Annotated in this window: 24 protein-coding genes; 13 read left to right on the plus strand and 11 right to left on the minus strand. The window is 39.7% G+C overall.

What is annotated here, in order from left to right:
• Positions 1-29 precede the first annotated feature (29 nt).
• The 6 genes from ectB to ACFO3P_RS20055 form a co-directional block, all read right to left on the minus strand.
• Positions 30-1,277 (minus strand): diaminobutyrate--2-oxoglutarate transaminase, encoded by a 1,248-nt coding sequence (gene ectB, locus ACFO3P_RS20030; protein WP_193064157.1) that lies wholly within the window; start codon positions 1,275-1,277, stop codon positions 30-32.
• A 47-nt stretch (positions 1,278-1,324) separates the two neighbouring features.
• On the minus strand, positions 1,325-1,843 hold the full coding sequence (gene ectA / locus ACFO3P_RS20035; RefSeq protein WP_319022553.1) for a diaminobutyrate acetyltransferase: 519 nt from the start codon (positions 1,841-1,843) through the stop codon (positions 1,325-1,327).
• Between the two features lie 374 nt (positions 1,844-2,217).
• Positions 2,218-2,946 carry a polysaccharide deacetylase family protein gene (locus ACFO3P_RS20040; protein ID WP_042533616.1) on the minus strand — a complete coding sequence of 243 codons (729 nt, stop codon included), beginning with the start codon at positions 2,944-2,946 and terminating at the stop codon, positions 2,218-2,220.
• Between the two features lie 377 nt (positions 2,947-3,323).
• Positions 3,324-3,506, minus strand: coding sequence for a hypothetical protein (locus ACFO3P_RS20045; protein ID WP_042533617.1), 183 nt, complete (start codon positions 3,504-3,506; stop codon positions 3,324-3,326).
• A gap of 147 nt (positions 3,507-3,653) precedes the next feature.
• The gene (locus tag ACFO3P_RS20050; RefSeq protein WP_052485043.1) at positions 3,654-3,851 is read right to left on the minus strand and encodes an amidase family protein; all 198 of its coding nucleotides are present in this window, start codon (positions 3,849-3,851) and stop codon (positions 3,654-3,656) included.
• A complete protein-coding gene (locus ACFO3P_RS20055) occupies positions 3,848-4,396 on the minus strand; it encodes an amidase family protein (protein WP_341173479.1) in 549 nt (182 codons plus the stop codon). The genes ACFO3P_RS20050 and ACFO3P_RS20055 overlap by 4 nt, the downstream gene beginning before the upstream one ends.
• A 369-nt stretch (positions 4,397-4,765) precedes the next feature.
• Here ACFO3P_RS20055 and ACFO3P_RS20060 point away from each other — a divergent pair, with 369 nt between their 5' ends.
• Entirely contained in the window at positions 4,766-6,826 is a 2,061-nt protein-coding gene (locus tag ACFO3P_RS20060) for a catalase (RefSeq protein WP_289584621.1), read from the plus strand.
• A 218-nt stretch (positions 6,827-7,044) separates the two neighbouring features.
• Here ACFO3P_RS20060 and ACFO3P_RS20065 read toward each other — a convergent pair whose 3' ends face one another.
• Positions 7,045-7,194 (minus strand): hypothetical protein, encoded by a 150-nt coding sequence (locus ACFO3P_RS20065; RefSeq protein ID WP_193064080.1) that lies wholly within the window; start codon positions 7,192-7,194, stop codon positions 7,045-7,047.
• A 679-nt stretch (positions 7,195-7,873) separates the two neighbouring features.
• Here ACFO3P_RS20065 and ACFO3P_RS20070 point away from each other — a divergent pair.
• The gene (locus ACFO3P_RS20070) at positions 7,874-7,969 is read left to right on the plus strand and encodes a hypothetical protein (protein ID WP_379542613.1); all 96 of its coding nucleotides are present in this window, start codon (positions 7,874-7,876) and stop codon (positions 7,967-7,969) included.
• Positions 7,970-8,389: 420 nt separating this feature from the next.
• On the opposite strand, the gene ACFO3P_RS20075 is transcribed toward ACFO3P_RS20070, so the two are convergent.
• A complete protein-coding gene (locus ACFO3P_RS20075) occupies positions 8,390-8,605 on the minus strand; it encodes a hypothetical protein (protein WP_193064078.1) in 216 nt (71 codons plus the stop codon).
• A gap of 254 nt (positions 8,606-8,859) precedes the next feature.
• Between ACFO3P_RS20075 and ACFO3P_RS20080 the strand changes: the two genes are divergently transcribed.
• A complete protein-coding gene (locus tag ACFO3P_RS20080; RefSeq protein WP_193064077.1) occupies positions 8,860-9,486 on the plus strand; it encodes a spore coat protein in 627 nt (208 codons plus the stop codon).
• Between the two features lie 109 nt (positions 9,487-9,595).
• Positions 9,596-11,656, plus strand: a complete 2,061-nt coding sequence (locus tag ACFO3P_RS20085; RefSeq protein WP_193064076.1) for a catalase — start codon at positions 9,596-9,598, stop codon at positions 11,654-11,656.
• Positions 11,657-11,736: 80 nt separating this feature from the next.
• On the opposite strand, the gene ACFO3P_RS20090 is transcribed toward ACFO3P_RS20085, so the two are convergent.
• Positions 11,737-12,075, minus strand: a complete 339-nt coding sequence (locus tag ACFO3P_RS20090) for a DUF4363 family protein (RefSeq protein ID WP_042533620.1) — start codon at positions 12,073-12,075, stop codon at positions 11,737-11,739.
• 90 nt (positions 12,076-12,165) lie between these two features.
• Here ACFO3P_RS20090 and ACFO3P_RS20095 point away from each other — a divergent pair, with 90 nt between their 5' ends.
• On the plus strand, positions 12,166-13,026 hold the full coding sequence (locus ACFO3P_RS20095) for a DUF421 domain-containing protein (RefSeq protein ID WP_042533621.1): 861 nt from the start codon (positions 12,166-12,168) through the stop codon (positions 13,024-13,026).
• A gap of 145 nt (positions 13,027-13,171) precedes the next feature.
• On the plus strand, positions 13,172-13,327 hold the full coding sequence (locus ACFO3P_RS20100; RefSeq protein ID WP_175297050.1) for a hypothetical protein: 156 nt from the start codon (positions 13,172-13,174) through the stop codon (positions 13,325-13,327).
• A gap of 358 nt (positions 13,328-13,685) precedes the next feature.
• Here the strand turns inward: ACFO3P_RS20100 and ACFO3P_RS20105 are convergent, their stop codons facing one another.
• The gene (locus ACFO3P_RS20105) at positions 13,686-13,850 is read right to left on the minus strand and encodes a hypothetical protein (protein WP_175297051.1); all 165 of its coding nucleotides are present in this window, start codon (positions 13,848-13,850) and stop codon (positions 13,686-13,688) included.
• A gap of 144 nt (positions 13,851-13,994) precedes the next feature.
• On the opposite strand from ACFO3P_RS20105, the gene ACFO3P_RS20110 reads away from it, so the two are divergent.
• Entirely contained in the window at positions 13,995-14,993 is a 999-nt protein-coding gene (locus ACFO3P_RS20110) for an SDR family oxidoreductase (RefSeq protein WP_042533622.1), read from the plus strand.
• A gap of 261 nt (positions 14,994-15,254) precedes the next feature.
• Here the strand turns inward: ACFO3P_RS20110 and ACFO3P_RS20115 are convergent, their stop codons facing one another.
• Complete coding sequence (locus tag ACFO3P_RS20115) at positions 15,255-15,407, minus strand: hypothetical protein (RefSeq protein WP_175297052.1); 153 nt, start codon at positions 15,405-15,407, stop codon at positions 15,255-15,257.
• A 649-nt stretch (positions 15,408-16,056) separates the two neighbouring features.
• On the opposite strand from ACFO3P_RS20115, the gene ACFO3P_RS20120 reads away from it, so the two are divergent.
• The 6 genes from ACFO3P_RS20120 to ACFO3P_RS20145 all read left to right on the plus strand — a co-directional run bounded on the left by ACFO3P_RS20120 (position 16,057) and on the right by ACFO3P_RS20145 (position 21,978).
• Positions 16,057-16,458, plus strand: coding sequence for a DUF2642 domain-containing protein (locus ACFO3P_RS20120; protein WP_193064075.1), 402 nt, complete (start codon positions 16,057-16,059; stop codon positions 16,456-16,458).
• 13 nt (positions 16,459-16,471) lie between these two features.
• Entirely contained in the window at positions 16,472-16,684 is a 213-nt protein-coding gene (locus ACFO3P_RS20125) for a hypothetical protein (protein ID WP_193064074.1), read from the plus strand.
• A 265-nt stretch (positions 16,685-16,949) separates the two neighbouring features.
• Positions 16,950-18,104, plus strand: coding sequence for a sulfate adenylyltransferase (gene sat / locus ACFO3P_RS20130; RefSeq protein ID WP_193064073.1), 1,155 nt, complete (start codon positions 16,950-16,952; stop codon positions 18,102-18,104).
• Between the two features lie 55 nt (positions 18,105-18,159).
• Complete coding sequence (locus tag ACFO3P_RS20135) at positions 18,160-19,938, plus strand: SLC13 family permease (protein ID WP_193064072.1); 1,779 nt, start codon at positions 18,160-18,162, stop codon at positions 19,936-19,938.
• A 12-nt stretch (positions 19,939-19,950) separates the two neighbouring features.
• The gene (cysC, locus tag ACFO3P_RS20140; RefSeq protein ID WP_193064071.1) at positions 19,951-20,568 is read left to right on the plus strand and encodes an adenylyl-sulfate kinase; all 618 of its coding nucleotides are present in this window, start codon (positions 19,951-19,953) and stop codon (positions 20,566-20,568) included.
• A 417-nt stretch (positions 20,569-20,985) separates the two neighbouring features.
• On the plus strand, positions 20,986-21,978 hold the full coding sequence (locus tag ACFO3P_RS20145) for a polysaccharide biosynthesis protein (RefSeq protein WP_193064070.1): 993 nt from the start codon (positions 20,986-20,988) through the stop codon (positions 21,976-21,978).
• The last annotated feature ends 109 nt before the right edge of the window (positions 21,979-22,087 follow it).

Genomic DNA, 22,087 nt, shown 5'->3' on the forward strand with positions numbered 1-22,087 from the left:
ATAAATTCTCCTCTCCGTAAACCATATCTCTATTTTTTTAAAACATGCTTTATACTGTCTTCCAGAATGTCTAAACCTTTTACCAAACCTTCCTGATCAATAATCAAAGGCGGCAGGAATTTCACCACTTCATCATCTGGACCAGAGGTTTCTACAATAAGTCCGCGTTCAAATGCCTCCGCACAAATTTCACCTGCTAAACCTTCCTTCTCCACAGCAATGCCCTGCATTAAACCTCTGCCTCTAGCTTCTCCGTTTAACTCCGGATAGTGGTCAATCAATCTGTTGATTTCTGATTTAAGAAATGCGCCTTTTTCTTGTACAGCATTGGCAAAATCATCATTTTCCCAATTTTTCAGTGCTTCGGTTGCAGCAAGAAAGGCCATATTATTGCCGCGGAAGGTTCCATTATGCTCGCCCGGTCCCCATTGATCATATTCTGACTTGATTAACGTAATCGCCATCGGCAGACCAATTCCTCCAATGGATTTAGACAGGCAGACTACATCTGGTTTAATTCCCGCCGGCTCAAAGCTGAAGAAGGTGCCCGTCCGGCCATTTCCTGCCTGGACATCATCCACAATCAGGAGAATGTCCCAGCGTCTGCATAGTGCTTCTACTTTTTTCAGCCATTCCATGCGTGCAGCATTAATCCCGCCTTCTCCTTGAACGGTTTCCAGAATGATGGCAGCAGGGAGGGCAACACCGCTTCCGCTGTCTTCTAAAAAGCGATCCAGATAAGCAATCGAATCATTGTCCTCCACATAATTATCAAATGGCATCGAAACGGCATGATGCAATGGAACTCCGGCACCATGTCGCTTGAAGGAGTTTCCTGTCACAGAAAGGGAGCCAATCGTCATCCCGTGAAATGCATTGGTAAAGCTGATAACTGTTTCTCGTCCAGTTATTTTTCTGGCGATTTTCAGCGCGCTTTCTACGGTATTTGTACCGGTAGGGCCAGGGAACATAATTTTATAATCCAGATTTCGGGGCTTGAGAATGACATCAGTAAAGCGTTCCAGAAAATCTTTTCTGGGAATCGTAGCCATGTCCAGGCTGTGAATCACGCCGTCATTTTTAATATATTCAATTAATTTCTCCTGCATCGCATCGTCATTATGCCCGTAATTCAATGTACCTGCGCCTGCAAAGAAATCAATATATTCTTTTCCATCGGTATCCCACAGCTTATAGCCTTTTGATTTTTCAAAAACAGTCGGCCATCCTCTGCTGTAGCTTCTTACTTCAGATTCTAAATTTTCAAACGTTTTCATTTTCGCATCATTCCATGTTGCTGTTGTCAATGAAATCATTCCTTTAATTATTTATTTTCTGTAGCAATCGGTCCAATTGTAAACAGTAGCTCATCTTCATGTTCTTCCTCTTCATCCGGAAAATCATCCGTTACATAGCAGTCACTGATATGACACTCCGTATCAAGCTTTTTAGCGAGACCTTTAAATAAAGACTGAGAAGGTTGATTGGATGGAGAAACGGTTGCTTCTACATAATCAATCTTTTTACAAGCTTCGCGCTTTAATAATTGGCGCAGCATTTTCGTTGCTAATCCGTTACCTCGAGCGGAAGCATCTACAGCAACTTGCCAGATAAATAGTTTATTCGGATTATTCGGATTTTTATACCCGGAAATAAAACCGAGCGTTTTCCCGTTTTTTTCTGCAATGATGGAGGTTCCTGAAAAGATATCGCACCACATTAAGTAACTGTAGGAAGAATTGAGATCAAGCACCTTGGTAGCTTTAATCAGTTCCCAAACAGCTGCCCCGTCATCTTTTGCAGGTTCTCGAAAATAAAAATCGTTTTCTTTTTCAATAGTCATTGTCATATTATTTGTTGTGTTTGTATTAATGCTCTCACCTCCTGAGTGGATTTTTTACTTACCATATTAGATTAACATAAGGAAAAATAACGTCAAAACGCATATAACGGAGAATAACGCGATTATTCGTGATAAGAAGGGGTGAGGGTAAAATGATTGCCATTGGCTATAAATAGCTTTGAATATAACAGAAATAATCCGTTTTATAAACTTTTGGGGAAAATAAAATAATGAATTAAATAGATAAACCATATTGTGGGGATAGAAAAGGATAACTGTAAGCTAAAAATTTATTATTGAAGAACAAAACAGCTGTCCGCTCATTTTTAGGGGAGTAAATGATTAAGGGACAGCAATAATAAAGCTTGAATTGATTAATTTTCTTTTAATTTTTCATCCATTTCCATCATTTCAGATACTGTAATGGTTTTATATTGGTTTTCAGCTAAATAATCAAGAATAAGCGGGAGAGCTTTAACTGTTTGCTCTCTTTTTCCTCCTGCATCATGAAACAGTACGACATCCCCCGGGGAGATATTGCTGATGACGTTATCTGCAATGGTTTTATAATCTACTCCGTCCCAGTCTTTCGTATCTTGATCCCAAGACCACAGTGCAACATGTAATTGGTTTTCTCGGGCTTTCTTTACAATCGCATCATTATAACTGCCGCCGACCGGCCGGAAAAGCTTTGGCCGATTTCCTGTGATGGCGTAAAGGATATCAGAGGTTTCTTTCATTTCTTGACTAAGTCTGCTGAGTTTCATGGTGTGATCATAGGTGTGATTGCCGAGTTCATGCCCTTCCATTACTTGCCGATGGATGATATCTGGGAATTTTTCTGCGTGAGCTCCGAGCACAAAGAAGGTAGCTGCGGCTTCGTATTCAGCTAATATATTGAGAATGGCAGGAGTGTATTTTGAATGCGGACCATCATCAAATGTTAAAGCAATTACCTTTTCCTCCGTTTTTGCATCCCAGAAAATATCTCCGTCTTTCTCAAAATCAAATCTATCTTTCGCATATATCTGCTCTTGGATGAATAGAAAAGCACAAGAAGTCAGAAGCAGGTAACTAATCGCATAAAATATTTTTTTCTTCATTTCACACCTCTCATTTTCAAAAAATAAGTTAAACTTTAAGTATTTATGGACGTAATTAGTTATTAATTAAATCTATTATTTGCTAAGAAGCACGTTTTTATCATAAGCAAATTTTGGAGAAGAAAAGAGGAAGGCTAAACCAACTTCTTCATTTTAAATATACTGTAAGAAAAGCTGTATAAAATGGATGACTTAAAAACGCATGATGGAAAGATGCTTCCAAGAAAAGGTTTTGAAAAGCAGGAGCAGAAAGGTGAAAAAATTAATTACTAAAAAGGCAAAACTTAATTAATTTCTCCAAAAGTTTAGCTATAAAAAGATACCTGAATCAGGATTACTCTCCAAGGATTCAGGTATCTGACAAAAACAGGGCTTAACTATTTGCGGTTGCGGTTATTGCGTCGCTCGTTGTTGTGGTTGTTGTTATCTTCGAAAGCATTCTCGTCGATAAATTCATTTTCATTGGCAAATTCCACGTTATTGATTTCTTGATTATTGCGGTTCTCATTATTGCGGTTTTTGCGTTCATTTCGGTTAAAGTTACGTTTATTGTTATCCATGGAAAGCCCTCCCATTATTCTTTATGAGAAAAACATTCATTTTTGAAGCGTTACTTGAAGCAGAAGCTTCCAGTACAAATGTCGTCCTCGAATTATATTTTACCCCCTTATCAAAAATTCACTCGTTATTTCGAAAGCCATATTTTGTTATTTTTTACCGTCCAAACCCATTGGAACGGCAAGGCTCGGTGTGCCGGTTAAATTAACTGGAACAAATGGCAGACATCTTCTGATAACTTCCAGATTTTGCTCTACCCATTGTTCACTATAGATATGAGGCGTGATAGGTATGTTTGGACCGAGCAATATATCGACCTGTTTAAAAGCTTTCTCAAAACCTTTCACCAATTGTCTCCGGGCCTGCTGCGCCTGATATATTGCGGTGTTTCAGTTAAAGCGCCGGCCAGAAAGAAACTCCGTATGTCTGCAGAATATTCGTTTGAATGGGTCTGGAGCCATTGGTGGTGTAAAGCAGCTGCTTCGCCAGCCGCTATCGTATAGCCGGAAAAGGTTGATAAAGCTAATTCAGGAATTTCTACATCCACTATTTCAGCACCTAAATAGAGGAGTGTTTCCATGGCATGTTTGAAAAGGATTTCTATATCAGGGGCCAGGTCTTGGAGAAAGTATGCAGGGGTACCAATTTTGATTCCTTGGATTCCATTATTTAAATCGGATATATAATTTGGAACGGACACATCCAGACTTCCCGGATTATTTGCATCAAAACCCGCCATATAATAAAGCATACATACTAAATCAGAAACAGATCTTGCCATGGGACTGGCAGTATCTAAAGTCATAGCTGTAGGAAAAATACCATGCGTACTGACTAATCCATAAGTTGTCTTCAGACCGTAAATACCGCAGATGGAAGCGGGTAAGCGAATGTATTAAAATGTATCTGATCCAGCTGCAAGCTCATGCAAATTTTGCTTTCCGAGCATATTGCCGCTTGCTCTTACCAATTTATCTCCGGTTGTCGCATTTTTTTAGAAATAAAATCTATAAAAAGTCTGGAATGGAGTATATTCCGGCGTAAATGGAAGGTAGACAGAGACCGCGTCTCCCTTTGGACGTTCTCTTTAATCATGCTGAGATTTTCGAATATAACTTTCGATGCAGTAATCCAAAGGAATGATGTTTTTAGGAAGTACAAGGGATTTCTCATATTGTAGTAAAAATAGCGTTCTAATTTAAGAAAAATTACGTAAATATAGAAATGGTATGTATACTGAAAGGTTTGAAAGGGTGATTGTGTGGATGAGAAATCGTCAAGAAATCAACATTCTGATAATAGAGATGTTAAGCAGGACCAACTAGATCAGTTTCGCGTAAAGGATTCAGGGAAGCCGATGACAACACAGGAAGGGAAAAAGAGATCACAGGACCAGGACCAATTAAAGGCTGGTATACGCGGGCCTTCCTTACGTCAGGATTATGAGTTTTTTGAAAAAATGTCGCATTTTGTCCATGAAGAAATACCGGAAAGAGTAGTTCATGCAAGAGGCTACAGTGCTTATGGTGAGTTTGAATGTTATCAGTCCATGAAGCATGTGACAAAGGCAGTTTTTTTGCAGGAAGCCGGGAAAAAGACGCCAATAACTGTTCGTTTTTCTACGGTGCAAGGGGCTAAAGGATCGTATGACACCGCGAGAGACTTGCGCTGCAAAGGCGTTAAGCTGTATACGGAAGAAGGAAATGTTGACCTGACAACGATTGCCATGCCTGTATTAATTAATCAAGATGCGATGAAGTTTCCGGATGCGATGCATGCGTACCAATCTAAGCAATCTGATGATATCCCAACGGCAAGCGGAGCCCATGATCGCTTCTGGGATTACGTGGCTAATAACGATGAAGCCCTTCATATGGTGCTTTGGATAATGTCTGACCGCGGGATTTTAAGAAGCTATCGAATGATGGAATCATGGTCGATTAATACGTATTTATTTGTTAATGACCAGGATGTCGCATCCTTTGTGAGGTATGTTTGGAAACCTGTTCTTGGAGTGCACTCCCTGCTGCAGGATGAAGCACTGAAAATCGGCGGGCTTGACCCCGACTTCCATAGAAAGGACCTGCGAGAGGCCATTGATAAGGGGGCTTATCCTGAATATGAACTGGGTGTTCAATTAATTTCGATGGAAGATGAGTTTAAATTCGATTTCGATGTGCTTGACCCTGCAAAGTTTTGGCCGGAAGAGCTGGTTCCTGTTCAAATGATTGGTAAATTGACATTAAATCGAAATATTGATAACTACTTTACAGAATCAGAACAGGTTGCATTTAACCCCGGCAATGTTGTTCCGGGAATTGACTTTTCTAATGATCCTGTTTTACAAGGCAGATTGATGGCATATCGAGAAACCCAAAATCATCGGCTGGGCAGTTCCAATTATGCGGAATTACCAATTAACCGTTCTGTCTGTCCATTTCATAATAATCAGCGGCGGGGCTTTATGAGACAACGTATCGATGTTGACAAGGTAAATTATCATGAAAATTCACTGGCTGATAATACGCCATATACAGTGCCTCCAGAAGAGGGCGGCTACAAAGATTACCCTGGGAAAGTAGATGGCTATAAAATTAGAGCCAGGAGCGAATCGTTTAAAGATTATTATTCACAGCCGAGAATTTTTTGGAATAGTTTAACCCCGATTGAAAAGCAGCATACAATCGAAGGATTAAGTTATCAGGTTGGAAAAGTAAAAAGCGAATCTGTCCGGCAGCAGGTGGTTGATAAACAGCTTGTCCATGTTGATAAGGAAATGGCGTCCATTGTTGCTGATAACATTGGAGTGAATCGTCCAAGCGGATCCAATGTGTCTGTTTCTACAAGCTACCCTTCTCTTAGCCAGTCCAATACCCCTCGTTATGCATACACGCAGAAAGCAGGTGTATTGATTGGTGATGGTTTTGGAAATGAGGTCACTGAGACGCTTAACGTTTTAGAACAAAATGGCGTTTTTGTTGTCATCATCAGTGACAGACTCGGTACTGTTGCTGGTGCTGGAGGAAGAGAACTTAAAGTTGATGACACTTTTATTACGACAAGTCCCTATCTGGTAGACTCTCTTTATATTGTTGGCGGCCGCTCCAAGCATCAGGCAAAATTCGATTCCCAAGTTACAGAATATGTGCATACAGCTTATCAACACTATAAACCAATTGGTGTTGCTTCTACAGGGCAGCCATATATTCAAGCATCCAAAAATAATAATTTAGCTGGTGTTGTTTTTGCTGCGAATAATACAGACTTTGGAGAAGAATTTGTTTCTGCTATTGCAGAGCATCGTTTTTGGAATCGAACATAGTATGGAAAAAGAGCATTGTAAAAAGATGCTCTTTTTTATTCTTAAAATATTTCCTGGACTGAATCCAAAAGTCAGCATTTCCAACGAATATGAAAAGCATAGACCAAAGCAGTTTTGCCATTTGATAAATTGACTATTTGGGACGATTTATTTGTAATTATACGATACGCGTCGAGGTAATGGATTAGAAAATGCCATTACTAAAAGCGTTGATTTATTTAATTTTTATTATGCTCCGTTTCCTGCTGCCGTTCTTCTGAGCAGGTAAAACAATACAAGCGGCCCCGTTCGTTCACACCATCTAAAAAGCCGTCTTTACAGTAAATTTCTTTATTGCATGTTACACATGTACCTATATATTCCTTCATCCGTCTCCCTCATTTCTTCTTTGAATTTTATTTATTTGAACATGAAATCCACCGCTTTGTTTACATCGATATATCTCCATTGTATCTAAAAAGGGAACCAACATGGATAATTTTTAATTAATAGAAGCCTGACAATATGAAATGATTGATGAATGAAGGAGGCAGTTATAAAAACTGTTTCCTTATTAACTATAGATGGAATTTTTATTACGGTGCTCATGTGCCGTAATATGTATACATTCATAAAAAAACAAATACTACTTTTTAAATCGAACAATAAATATAGGGGGGCAACGCGCTAATGCCCAATAAACCAAAATGGCTTCCTCAGAACTCGGTGCTCTATGGATGACATACCAATAAAAAATATTGATTCTTCGATATTTGGAATATTTTATAGAAACAGCAGAGAATGAAAAATCCCGAAAACTCACGTCAGGGTTATGAGAAGCACTTCATCCCAAAGTCGAAGAAATGGAAATGATGATTCAAGCGGAAAGCGCAGCCCCCCAAAGGATTTACGCATGAAGATGTGTACCTGGATGCACCAAGGAACTTTCCAAAGAAATTTTAAATGAGACGGGGGAAATTCTTCTTCGGGATGATATTCAAGCGCCAGGTACCTCCGGGGGGCACTGTGACAAGTTCAACATCCGCACCTTTTTCAGATAAACTTATGATGATAACAACCTTCTTTTTTTGTAACGTATCTCTTGGCACTCAAAGCTTTGGTGCTAATTTCAGTATGCGTAATGATTTGAATGCGAGTCTTTGAATAATGGCTGGATGGAGGAGCCGCCGAGAATGGATGTTTGAACAGCTAAATCAAATTCTTTTTCTTTCCTGCTCTTTAGACTTTGTTTCGGAACAAAAGGTTCAGCAATAAAAAAAGAAATCGTATCATCCGTAATTTATCACGGAGAACCGTCCGTAAAACTCCCGCCTCAAAATAAAGCGTGAAAATAAATTTATTTAGGCGGGAGATAACGGACGCTAACTCTCTGAATCACTTAGGCTAACTCAGTGGGAGAAGAACGGCAGACTAAATTCGCGACATCCTGGGACTGGGGCTGCGATTACTCGTCCCATCGTAAAGAGCTGTGCGTCGAAAGCTCCCACTGAGTGAAGTTTCGTTTTATTGGAAGAAAATGACCCGTGCACCAATCATCTGAAGCGCGGGTCATTATTTTTACTATTAAGATTCTGATTGCTGGGTCATGATGGCACTTTGAACTTGACTTACCGTTGTTTGAGCTGAAGCAATTTCAGTAGAAGCTTGCTTAATCGCTTCTTGAGCCAGTGCTTGATCTGAGGTGCTTTTTTCGATAGCCTGTGTTAACAATTCCTGCGTTAATGTAACAATTGCTTTTGCTTGAGTTAATTGGTTTACATCGATTGGTTGCTGAGCCATTAGAATCTCCCCTTTGTAATAATTATTACTTGTATATCTTGTACATATTAAAAAAATTATAAGCCATCTTAAATCCAATTTTTTCAGCTGTTGTCACATTCGAATGATGTTCAGTTTTATTCTGTAATTATTTGCTTTTCTTTTGTTCCAGCAGGCATTTCCTTTACAATTTCTTTGATGATTTAAAAAAAGCGTATATTTGACCATTATTTTAGCACCATATTATTGAAGGAAAACGAACTAGGAGGATTTTTATGGAAAACAACCAAATGCAAAACGAGCAAATGAATACAAATGCTGTCCCGCCGCAAATGAACCATGGAGGCCATGAAATGTTTGATGTTCACGAGGTATTATCAGGAGCAATTAATACAATGAACACCTTTACAATGCTGAACGAGCATGTCAGGGATCCGGAGCTTCGCGATATTTTAGAACGTCAAAAAGCGTTCATGCAAGAAGAGTATAATATTACGCTGGAATCCTTTAAAACAGGACAAAAGCCTGCACAACCTACACAAACTTATGAAATGAAGCAGGATAATCATTTCACTTATGGGTTAAAAGCTTCGCAGCCGAAAAAGCCAATGCAAGCATCGACTGAAATCAATGATGAAACGATTGCCAACAGCATGTTAAATGCCGTTAAATCAACTGTGCCAGCCAAAGCAGGAGCAGCCCTGGAGGTTACGAATCCCGTAGTTCGCAGAGTGCTTGCAGATTCAGTACCCAATTGTATTGAAATGGCTTATGAAATTTCTCTATATCAAAACAAGCATGGATATTATCAGGTGCCGCAGCTGACACCACAAGACATGATGCAGATGCAGGAAGGGTATGCACCTGCTGCTGTACCATCGCAAAAACCCCCTTTACATTAAAGAACTGGCCCCTCCTTTTTTTGAGGGGCATATTGTTTAGCTGCGATTTTAATCAATTGTCAGCTCAAACAATAATATGACACGACATTTAGAAAGGGAGCTCGACCATATGATAAATGAAGATAAAAAAATAAATGCAAATAGTAAAAATGAACAATTAGAATATTTTCGAAGTGCGGATAGCGAGGATAAAAAGCTTACTACGAATCAAGGTGTGAAAGTATCGGAGGATGAGGAATCTTTAACAGCCGGAGAAAGAGGCCCAACTTTAATGGAAGATTTCCATTTCCGTGAAAAAATGACCCACTTCGATCATGAGCGAATCCCGGAACGTGTTGTGCATGCGCGCGGCTTCTCTGCTCATGGAGAATTCGAGTTATATGAATCGATGAAACCTTATACGAAAGCAAAATTCCTGCAAAATACGAATGTGAAAACACCAGTCTTCACCCGTTTTTCTACGGTTGTCGGTTCACGGGGTTCTAAGGATACCCCCAGAGATGTTAGAGGATTTGCAACGAAATTCTATACAGAAGAAGGAAACTTTGATTTAGTGGCCAATAATTTCCCTGTCTTTTTTATTCAAGACGGTATGAAATTTCCGGATGTTGTCCATGCCATCAAACCTGAGCCGCATAATGAAATGCCGCAAGCAAGCGGTGCACATGATACATTCTGGGATTGGGTTTCACAAAATCAGGAGAGTGCGCATATGGTTATGTGGCTGATGAGTGATCGGGCAATTCCCCGCAGCTTTCGAATGATGGAAGGCTTTGGTGTCCATGCGTTTCGATTTGTGAACGATGAGGGCAAAGCTCATTTTGTTAAGTTTCATTGGAAACCGGTATTAGGGACCCATTCCCTTGTATGGGATGAAGCGGAAAAACTAGGCGGTAAAGATCCTGATTTTAACCGCCGTGATCTGTGGGAATCCATTAATATGGGGAATTATGCAGAGTACGAGTTAGGTGTCCAAATTTTAGAAGAAAAAGATGAATTTAACTTTGATTTTGATATTCTTGATTCCACGAAACTTTGGCCGGAAGAGGATATTCCTGTACGTATTATTGGAAAAATGACCTTAAATCGAAATGTAGATAATGTTTTTGCGGAGAATGAACAAGTTGCTTTTCATGTGGGGAATGTTGTACCTGGAATCGACTTTACGAATGATCCGTTGCTGCAAACACGTTTATTTTCCTACACGGACACCCAGCTGCTTCGTCTTGGCGGTCCAAACTTTCATGAGATACCAATTAATCGCCCTGTTTGTCCGTTTCATAATAATCAACGGGATGGATTTCACAGACAAACAATTAATAAAGGGCAGGTCTCTTATCGAAATAATGCTTTAGCAGGTAATTCACCGCATACAGTAGATGAAAAGAATGGCGGGTTTGCCCACTATCAGGAAAAGGTTGAGGGAAGAAAAATTCAATCCCGGAGTAAAAGCTTTGAAGACCACTTCAGTCAAGCCAAATTATTTTGGAATAGCATGAGTAACGCGGAAAAGCAGCATATTATTGATGGATTTAGTTTTGAAGTTGGAAAAGTACAGTATAAGCCGGTGCAACAAAAGATTGTTGATATGTTTGGGAAAGTGGACCACGGGCTGGCTGCTGCGATTGCGCACAAACTTGATGTGAGCGTACCGCCTGCCAATATTCAAAGCAAGGTAACTAAAACGTCGCCTGCATTAAGTCAGGAGAACACACCAAAGTTGGCAGAAACGCGTAAAACAGCTGTTATTATTTCAGATGGATTTAATGGGGCGGAGGTAAAAAAAGTTATTGAGAATCTGCAAGCAGCCAAGGTTCAAGTTGCGATATTAAGTGACAGACTGGGTTCTATCACGGCCGATGACAACAGTACACTTAAAGCGAAGCATACGTTTCTTACCGATTCATCGGTTGTTTTTGATGCCGTGTATATTGCCGGAGGTATGAAAGCAGATAAAATGTTTGAAAAAAAGGCTAAAATGTTTATGCAGGAAGCATTTGATCATTTCAAACCGATTGCTGTCTCGAACGAAGGGGAACAGTGGTTTAAAGACAAACAATTACCAAGCAAAGCGGGTGTTGTTATCAATAAGCAGCAGCCAGATGATTTTTCCAAGCAATTCATTGATGCAATTGCAGCGCATCGCTTCTGGGACAGAAGTATATTATAAGGAAGAAAAAGGGTTCTCTGCATGTAAGAGAGGCCTTTTTTTCTTTAATAAGTGTCGTGTAGCTGTGTTGCCAATTTGAATTATAAGGAATAAATATCCTCCAAAAATGATCTGACAGTAGCAAGTTCAAGCCTGGTACTTGTTGAATCATTTTCCTTAGCTGCCGCGATAAGATTGTTAATACTTTCATGCAATCCTTCATACTCATCCTCATCACCTATTAATTGGATTTTCCATTTGTGATTTTTGAAAATAGTTTTTAATTCTTCCGCTAGAGTCGTAATTTCATCCCATTTTGGTTCGTCTAAAGATTGTTCCAGCTGATCAATGTGGTCAAAGAAATAATTTCCTCCGACTTGATTTTCGCATCCGGAAAGGACGATGAATAAAAGCGTAAAAATGATTATTTGCTTCTTCATTTCTCATTCTCCTTATTTAATGAATTGTTATCTATAGTTTGTCCGATAATACTAATATATTACGTATTTTAGAAAGGTGAGGGATAGGAGATGCCTGAAATTGTATTGGTACTAATCCGTTCCATAGCTGCTTTCTTTTTATTATTTTTAATGGCGCGGATGATGGGAAAAAAGCAAATTTCACAGCTCACTTTTTTTGATTATTGTGTGGGAATTACTATCGGTTCCATAGCTGCTACGTTGTCAGTGGACCAGAATGTAAAAATTATTAATGGATTAGTGTCACTGACTATTTGGGGGTTTTTCCCGATTATTCTAGCGTACCTTGGGATGAAATCAATTATTTTTTCAAAGATAACAGATGGCAAAGCAACGATATTAATTCGAAATGGCGAGGTATTAGATAAGAATATGAAGAAGAGTCTAGTAACAATTAATGAGTTATTAATGCTATTAAGGGAAAAAGGAACGTTTAAAGTTTCTGATGTAGAAATGGCTGTTTTAGAAACAAATGGAGAGCTGAGTGTTATGTTGAAGACCAATCAACAGCCGGTTACTCCGCAGACATTAGGCGTTCCATTAGAACAGGAGCATGGTCCTGCCATCTTAATTATGGACGGTAAAATAATGAAAAAGAGTTTGGAGAATCTTGGTTACTCGAAGGAATGGTTAATAGGAGAAATCCAAAAGCAAGGAGCTGAAGAGGTAAGAGATGTTTTTTTAGCTCAAATTGATTCTCGCGGCAGCTTGTATGTTGATTTATATGAGGACCAATATACAAAAACGGAGGTAGAAGAAAGACCACTGCTAGCAGCTTCGCTAAAAAAAATACAGGCTGATTTAGAGGGGTTTTCACTACAGACAGATGATTCGGAAGCTAAGAAATTATATACTGAGCAAGCAGCTGAGGTTCAAAAAGTGCTGGATACGATCTTGCCTTATTTGAAGTGAATGAAAAAGAATTTTGATTAAATTATGAATTACTTGTTATACTCTTCTAAGTCGTATAATAATGATTTATCTCTTACATGTTCGTGATAACTTGTCAGTGGAGACTGTAAAGGAGCGGTTAACAATAGAAGGGAGGAAACGGCTAATGTCTATTGCCGAAAAAATAAGAAATGAAGGTATGGAAGAAGAAAAAATAAAAGTAGCTAAAAAGTTACTTCTGTTAAAAATAGATGAAGAACAAATAAAGGAAGCAACAGAACTAACAGCACAAGAAATAGAACAAATTAAGAAAGACCTATAGTCAAGATATGACGAAAAAGACATGGCATTTACTCACGAATATTTAGGAGTAAATGCCATGTTTTTTTATTACACATTAAGAAGTATAAAGAATTCAAGGAATAAAGTATAAGGGCAGTGCTTTGGATGGGGCGAGTAATCGCAGTACTTGCCCCACCTCCAATCCCAACTAAGGCATTCGCAAAAGGCTTGCACTCCAGAGTATAAGGGATTCTAAGAAAGCAAAATACGCTTTCAAGACTCTCTTTAACGAATGCCAAGTTTTCTTTAAAGCCGATTCATTTCATTCGTCTATCGCAAATATCTGTAATCTTTCAGTTAAGACTTTTTCTCTCAATATCATTTCTATAATATTTACTTCAATGAATATGCGGATAAAAAGGTTCATATACAGGATCGGTATAATATGGCGGTCTGATTTTAATCGACGGTGTTTTCCAGCTATAGTTCAAATAGTGCATTTCCAGCTTTTCTGCTTTATTTTCTAATAAGCGTTTGACCTTAGGGTAAAATTCAAATTCCAACTTACTGCCTCCTTCTGTAAAATTCTATGTTGTTTTACGGGGCGTGTTTTACATATGCATGGGAAACGAAAGGGCCTAAATGCCGTATTGCTTCACATATGTAGCCGCCTAATCATAGCCTATGAAAAGGAGGGAGAGATCGTTATGAAAAACAAAAATAATGACCGGGATCTATCCTTATCAGAGGAAGCGCTAAAACAAATTCGGGCATACCAGCAATGGTTTGAAGAAAATAAAATAGAAGATCCTTATCCGTATTACCCGATATACGGTAAAATTACGCAATACGAAGAGGTGCCTCTTACACAACCGGAGCAAAGACAGTTGGTTCAGCCGGGCGTTGAAAAATTAATGGTGCCCAAACCGATTATTGAGAATCCCAATTATAAGGGCAGTGGGAAATTAAAAGGAAAGGTTGCGCTGATAACAGGTGGAGACAGCGGGATGGGCGCAGCGGCAGCAATTGCTTTTGCGAAAGAAGGCGCTGACGTTGCCATTGCCTATTTAAATGAGCACGAGGATGCTAACCGGACCAAAAGAAGGATCGAGGAGCTTGACCAGAAATGCTTATTATTACCAGGAGATTTACGTGAAAAAAAGCAGTGTGAACATATTGTTATGGAAACGATAAATCATTTTAATAAATTGGATGTACTATGTAACCATGTCGGGATTCAATTTCAGCAAAATGATGTGACTGAAATTACCGATGAACAATTTGATCAAACCTTCAAATTGAATATTTACTCGCATTTTTACACTACGAGAGCAGCACTGCCTCATTTAAAAGCGGGCAGCTCCATTATCGGAACGTCCTCTGTAGTTACTTATGCAGGAGAGCCTTTATTAATGGATTATGCGGCTACCAAAGGAGCTATTGTCGGATGGACACGTTCTTTAGCCAAAAACATTGCTAAACGACAGATTCGCGTCAATGCGATTGCCCCGGGACGAATTTGGACACCACTAATTCCAGCAAGCTTTTCTGCAGATGAAAATGCCTTGACTGGAGGGAATTTATTTGGCCGGATGGCTCAGCCTTTTGAAGTAGCGCCGACCTTTGTTTACCTGGCATCAGATGATTCCAGGCATGTCACTGGTCAAGTGCTTCATGTAGACGGGGGAGAATCCACCAATTCCTAAGCGTGGTGTATATAGAAGGAAGATATTAAAAATAAATTTAAAGGATATTGCGGTTTCGGATAATTTTTTCTTGAAAAAATGGAAAAACATAATCAAATTCCAAGTCCTTTAAAACGGTCAAGGTCCTGTAATCTCCAAGGTCTATGAACAATCACTTCAAATTAATGGGAGACATGAAATCTGTTTAGTTAAGAGCTCAAATAAGCTTACTTTCTAATTCATGAAGCCATCAAACCTTAAATGAGGCTTCATGAATATTCATTATTGATTTCCTTTACCGCCCCAATCGTCCCGCTGAGGATGTTCAAATGGTTTGTCTTGCTGCTGCTCATCTTGCGAAGTACCGCATCCAAACAACATTCCCGCAGAAAGGATGCAAGTAATCATACATATAGTCAGTTTTTTGAATTTCATTGCTATCACCTCACTTCAATGATAGGTATCCCATTTTAATGATTTCCTTTTTCTCTAATCTTATGCTTATAAAAATATCATGGAAAATAGAATGCAGTTTCGTTTTATGATTTTCGTCCAGCCCTTTGTGTACAGAAAACGATATTTTAATGAATGTGTACAATCTAACCGATTAAAAAGAACATAAATTATTTTATATCTAAATGAAAGGAGTGTTATTTATAACATGAAACAGACGTTGTTCTGAAAAAGTCCATTCCGCTTCCTATTAAGTAAGGGGAGAGGCTTAAAGAATGTTGCTCTGATATATAGCAATAACGACTCTAAATACTGGGACAAACACTCTGGTATAACTGCTGCATAAGAGGGGATACAGTCTAACCATGGCAAGTAAAGTTACAGCAGAATGGGGAATCATTCAATCTTCGGAATACGTCGAGATTTCATGCGTAGACGCACAAATAGCAAATTCCTTGCAAAGCAGTACCCAAATGGTGAGGACAGCCCGTCTGGGTGGTGACGCTAAAAGGAATAAATGAGGAGGGATATCAGCTGTAAGCAAGGAGCAGTTGATTTCTCAATTATGTTGTGGGTTTTCTAATTACTGAAAAGACGCCCCCAAAAACATCATGGAAAGGAATGAACAAGCTTGGCTAATTTAACAGAACGGCAAAGAAGGTTAGTAAATTTGTTAAACCAGTTATCACAAAATTTAGTTACGGCCAATAGCGCCAATGATAGCAATAATGACAGCACACTAAGTAATAGCTTTTCTCTAAATCTGCCCGGATTTAGTCTGGATTCTAATAATAATCTAAATTTGGGTTTTGGTAACTGGGGAGGAGGAAAACCGACACCGCCCAGCACGCCGACGAACATCAGAGAAGTTCTGCTGGGCTTAGTAAACGAACAAGTGCAGGTCACTACTCCTTTTGACACAATCTCTGGAACGCTGCTTTCCGTTCAGGATGATTATGTTGTAATTATTGAAGCTTCTGGTGCACAGGCGCTGGTCCGAATTGAAAAAATTGAATTTGTCAGTAATTCGTAAAGGAGGAGTTTAAATGTTTCAAGCGACGTTTGCTGCTGAATTGGCAAATCGAATTGGATCAAGGGTCGAAGTAGCTACGGATAATAATTTGATCGAAGGTATTCTTTCCACAGTTACTGCAGATTTAGCCCTGGTTATCGATGTGACAAGCGGTTATGGAGATAATGTCAAAATATATATTTCAGTAGATGCAATCAACTTCGTCCGTTTTCTTGTAGCGGCGTAAAAGATTATTTCACGAAGAATTATTGGTGGAATTTCCACTGAATAAAGTTTTTGTTTGATGAGCTTCCTATTTTAGGAGTATAGAGGGATAAAAAATACCCTGGCTTGCTTGACAGCCGGGGTATTCTATTCCGCTTCATTACTCCATGATATCTGAAAAATTTATTTGGCATCAATTGTTATTTGATATGATGTCATGCGTCAATTCAACCTATACTGTTGTTCAATATATTATTTTAATAAAACTGAAATTCGGAGGTTTTTTTATGGTCAACCAGCCACATGGCGGAAGGTTAGTCTGCCGGGAGTTAACAGGAAAGAAAAGGGAGGAAGCAACCGTAAATGCGAAAAAGCTTCCATTCATAACGGTGAATTCCTGGGTGCTTTCTGATATAGAACTGATTGGAACAGGGGGATTCAGTCCGCTGACCGGATTTATGGGGCAGGCTGATTATGAAAATGTTGTGGAGCATACACGTCTTGCGGACGGCACAATCTGGAGTATCCCGATTACATTGCCGGCAACAGAAGAGCAGGCTCGCCATTTTAACATTGGTGAACAAATTGCTCTTAAAGGGAAGGATGGCATCATTTATGGGACCATCACCTTGGAGGAGAAGTATGCCTACGATAAAAAGAAGGAAGCACTCCATATCTATGGGACAACGGATGCAGCACATCCAGGTGTGAAGAAAGTGTATGAAAAAGGAGCAGTTTATCTTAGCGGACCGATCACACTGCTTCAGCGTCCGGATCACAGCCAGTTTGCAGCGTATTATATGGATCCGGCCGAAACACGGCAAATGTTTGCAGATTTGGGCTGGAAAACAATCGTAGGATTCCAGACACGTAATCCGGTGCACCGCGCCCATGAATATATTCAAAAGACTGCTCTTGAAGCAGTAGATGGACTGCTGTTGAACCCGCTTGTCGGCGAAACCAAGTCGGATGATATCCCGGCTGATGTGCGGATGGAAAGCTACGAAGTGATTTTGAAAAATTACTATGTAAAAGATCGTGTACGCCTTGTTATCTATCCAGCCGCCATGCGTTATGCAGGGCCGAAAGAAGCGATATTGCATGCCATTGTCCGCAAAAATTACGGCTGCACGCACTTCATTGTAGGGCGTGACCATGCCGGTGTCGGTGATTACTACGGAACGTACGATGCGCAACTGCTGATGGCACAATATGAAGAAGAACTCGGTATTCAGATTTTTCCATTTGAGCATGCGTTTTACTGTAAGGTTTGTGAAAATATGGCATCTGGAAAAACATGCCCGCACGGCAAGGAAAATCATGTCCATTTAAGCGGTACAAAGGTGCGCGAAATGCTCCGTCATGGCAAACGTCCACCAAAAGAGTTTTCACGTCCGGAGGTTGCCGATGTACTAATTAAAGGAATGGAGCGAAAACAATAAATCATGTTCAAAAATACGCTTTTTGAACATGTATGAAAAGAGGGTCTGATACCCAATGACATTGGAAATGATGTTTGTTCTGATTATACTTCTGACCATGTTTGCTGCAATGGTTTTCGAAGTTGCCCGGCCAGACATGGTTATTTTTTCCGTGCTGGTTATATTGATGCTATCCGGCATATTGACAGCTGAGGAAGCATTGAGCGGCTTTTCCAATGAAGGAATGCTGACCATTGCGTTATTATTCATTGTTGCGGGTGTGATACAGAAATCCGGTTTAATCCATCAAATGATGGAAAAATGGCTGCAAAACAGCCGCAGTCGCAGAGGTTCAATGATGCGATTTTTCGTGCCGACATCTGCCTTTTCGGCTTTTTTAAATAATACACCGATTGTGGTGACTCTTACCCCCATTATTAAAAAGTGGTGTGAAGATCGCGGAATCGCTCCATCTAAGTTTTTGATTCCATTGTCATATGCCACCATACTGGGCGGGATGATAACGTTAATGGGAACATCTACCAATCTTGTTATTCATGGTCTGCTGCTAGATTTTGGGCTCGAGGGGTTTTCGTTATTCACTTTAGCTGCCGTTGGTATTCCAGTCACGCTGGTCGGGCTCATTTATTTATTTACAATCGGATATAAATTGCTGCCGGATAACAAAGGCTTCAGCCAGAGACTGAAGGAAGAACCGAAGGAATATATTGCGGAAATGAAAGTAACAGAAGCTTTCGGGCAGCCTGGCAAGCGTGTAGAGCAAGTCGGCCTGCGAGATTTAAAAGGACTTTATCTGATTGAGATTATCCGCGGGAAGGAACGGATTTCACCGGTCAAATCCACAACGGTTATTCAAGTAGGGGACCGCTTGATTTTTACCGGCTTGATTTCCACCATTGCCGACCTGCAAAAGATAAAAGGGTTGGAGCTGGAAACAGGGACGAATATTGATCTGGATGATTTGAAGGATGGAACAATCAATTTAGTGGATGCTGTGGTTTCCGACCAGTCATCCCTATTATCCAAGTCCATTAAACAGTCCCAGTTTCGTTCACGGTATGATGCTGGGGTCATTGCAGTACACCGGAATAATGAACGGATTAAGAGCAAAATTGGGGATATCGTTTTGAAGCCCGGAGATTCCTTATTGCTTTTGACCGGAACAGATTTTGTTGAGAAATACCAGCGGTCGAATGATTTTTTTGTTGTATCTTCATTGGATACCCCCGCAGTCCTGAAACAGAGTGCAAAAAAAAGCTGGTTTTCCATTCTCATGCTGCTCGGGATGATTGGGGCAGCTACTCTTGGATGGCTCAGTATGTTTAAAGCGATGGCATTAGCCGTATTAGTATTTTTGGCTGCGAAAATTATTACACCTCAAGAAGCTAAAAAATATGTTCACTTCAATGTTTTATTGCTGATTGCCAGTTCATTCGGGATTGGCGCAGCGATGAGAAAAACAGGACTGGCGGAATGGATCGCAGATGTCTTGTTGGACATTGGTAAGCCGTTGGGGCTGCTGATTATATTGTTTATGATCTATTTCTTGACGAATTTGTTCACAGAAATGATAAGCAATAGCACAGCGGCTGTTATCATGCTTCCGATTGGAATGGAAATGGCACACACACTTCAAGTCGATCCAATGGGAATAGCTGTCCTTATTGCGATAGCCGCTTCGGCAAGTTTTGTTACACCAATCGGTTACCAGACAAATCTGATTGTATATGGCCCTGGCGGATATACGTTTACAGATTACGTAAAAGCAGGACTTCCGCTAAGTCTAATCGTCATGGTGACGTCTGTTTTGATTATTTATCAACAATGGTTTTAGGAGGAATTGTTTATGCCCGAATCAGAAAATATAAAATGGCATCATTCGAAAGTAACAAAAGAACATCGGAGAAATTTGAATAACCATAAAAGTGCTGTCATATGGTTCACCGGGCTATCCGGTTCCGGCAAATCGACTATTTCAGTTGAACTGGAAAAAGAATTGCATCACTTAGGCGTCAGGACTTATCGTTTGGACGGAGATAACATTCGCCATGGGTTGAATAAAGACCTTGGCTTTGGTCCGGACGACCGTAAAGAAAACATCCGCCGCATCGGGGAAGTATCCAAGCTGATGGCAGATGCCGGATTGCTTGTATTGACAGCATTTATTTCACCGTATCGCGCAGATCGTGATGAGGTACGTAACCTGATGGAACAGGGGGAATTTATTGAGGTATTTGTAGATGCAAGTATCGAAACATGTAAATCACGTGATCCCAAAGGACTTTATAAAAAAGTACGCGCTGGTAAGCTTAAAGGGTTTACTGGAATCGATGCACCTTATGAAGCTCCGGGGAAGCCGGAAATTACAGTGAATACGGATGTAGAGAGTGTAGAGGAATCGGTGCAGACAATCATTTCCTATTTGAGAATGAAAGGATACCTCATCAGTGATTCATGTAAATAAAAAATCACGCTGGATATATCACCGGAAATCAGCGGTCTTCTAAACAATCTAATAGTCTTGTTAATCTAGCTGCTTAACCTCGCTAATCTTCCAGCATTTTAATAGGATGGTTCGTCATATGCAAATGGTCATCATCTAATGAAAGGCTCTAATTATATAGACAGCAAATTTGGACCCGCAGCAGCTGCCTCTTTTATCTTTATTTAAACGCCTATCATGTACAGTCTACTAGTTTTTTCATAAATTGATTTAGAACCTATTTGAATGTAATGATGCCAGTTACTAAGCAGGGAATAAACGAACGTTGAAACCTGTTTTAGGGAAATTCCTGTCATCGAAATCATCAGTGGTGTTCGAATATATCTATTATCCTGATGATAAAAATAATAGGCATTATTCCTGGAGGAGTGTTTAAATGTGTTTCAAAATACAACGATATTGATTACCGGAGGAACCGGTTCCTGGGGACATGAACTAGTCAAAAAGCTGCTTTCCTTTCAACCGAAGGAAATAAGGATTTTTTCCCGTAATGAATTTGCTCAGGTGAAAATGAAAAGAGAATTCCTGGATAATCCTTGCTTAAAATTTGTGATTGGAGATGTAAGAGATTTTGAAGCGGTAAACGAAGCAGCAAAAAATGTGGACTATCTATTCCATCTTTCCGCACTAAAGCATGTACCAATATGTGAAGAACAGCCTTTAGAAGCGTTAAAAACCAATGTAAACGGAACGGAGAATATCATCAAAGCAAGTTTAAACCAAAAGGTGAAGAAAGTCATTGACGTTTCCACAGATAAAGCAGTGGAACCAGTTAACTTTTATGGACTGACAAAAGCAATCGGGGAAAAATTAATCATTCAGGCTGACCAATTAAGCAATCATACGCGCTTTGTCTGTATCCGCGGAGGCAATGTTATTGGGACAAATGGCAGTGCGATTCCGTTTTTTAAAGAACAGATTGTCAAGTATCATTCCGTGCCGCTTACATCCAGAGAAATGACGCGTTTTTTCCTGACGGTTTCGCAAGCCATTGATTTACTGATATATGCTTCCGAAAAAGCCGTTGGCGGGGAAATATTTGTTATGAAAATGAAAGCATGTGAGATTGTCGATTTAATTGGTGTTCTGGAAAAACACTTTGCTGAGAAAGCAATTCACATGAAGGAAATCGGCATTCGGCCAGGTGAGAAAATTCATGAGGTATTAGTGTCAAATTCGGAATCCCGGAATGCTTATAAATATGATGAAAATTACTATGTTATTTTGCCAGACAATGCTTCCGAAGAGGTGAAGAAAAGGTATGACGGCTTACCAAAGGCTGGCTTCACCCGATACCAATCGGATGATGAATTAATGTCATTCAGTGAAATTGAACAAATTCTTATCAAGGCAAATGTTATTACAGTGTAAGCTTTTTTTTAATACAACAATCTGTAAAGAGGTACAAAAGGAATGGAACATATTCAAAAACACTAATTTTAGGGATGGACCTGGGACAGCCCCCAGAAAAAAATGAAAA

The organism is Oceanobacillus aidingensis (genome assembly GCF_042654105.1).
GTDB lineage: Bacteria > Bacillota > Bacilli > Bacillales > Amphibacillaceae > Oceanobacillus > Oceanobacillus oncorhynchi.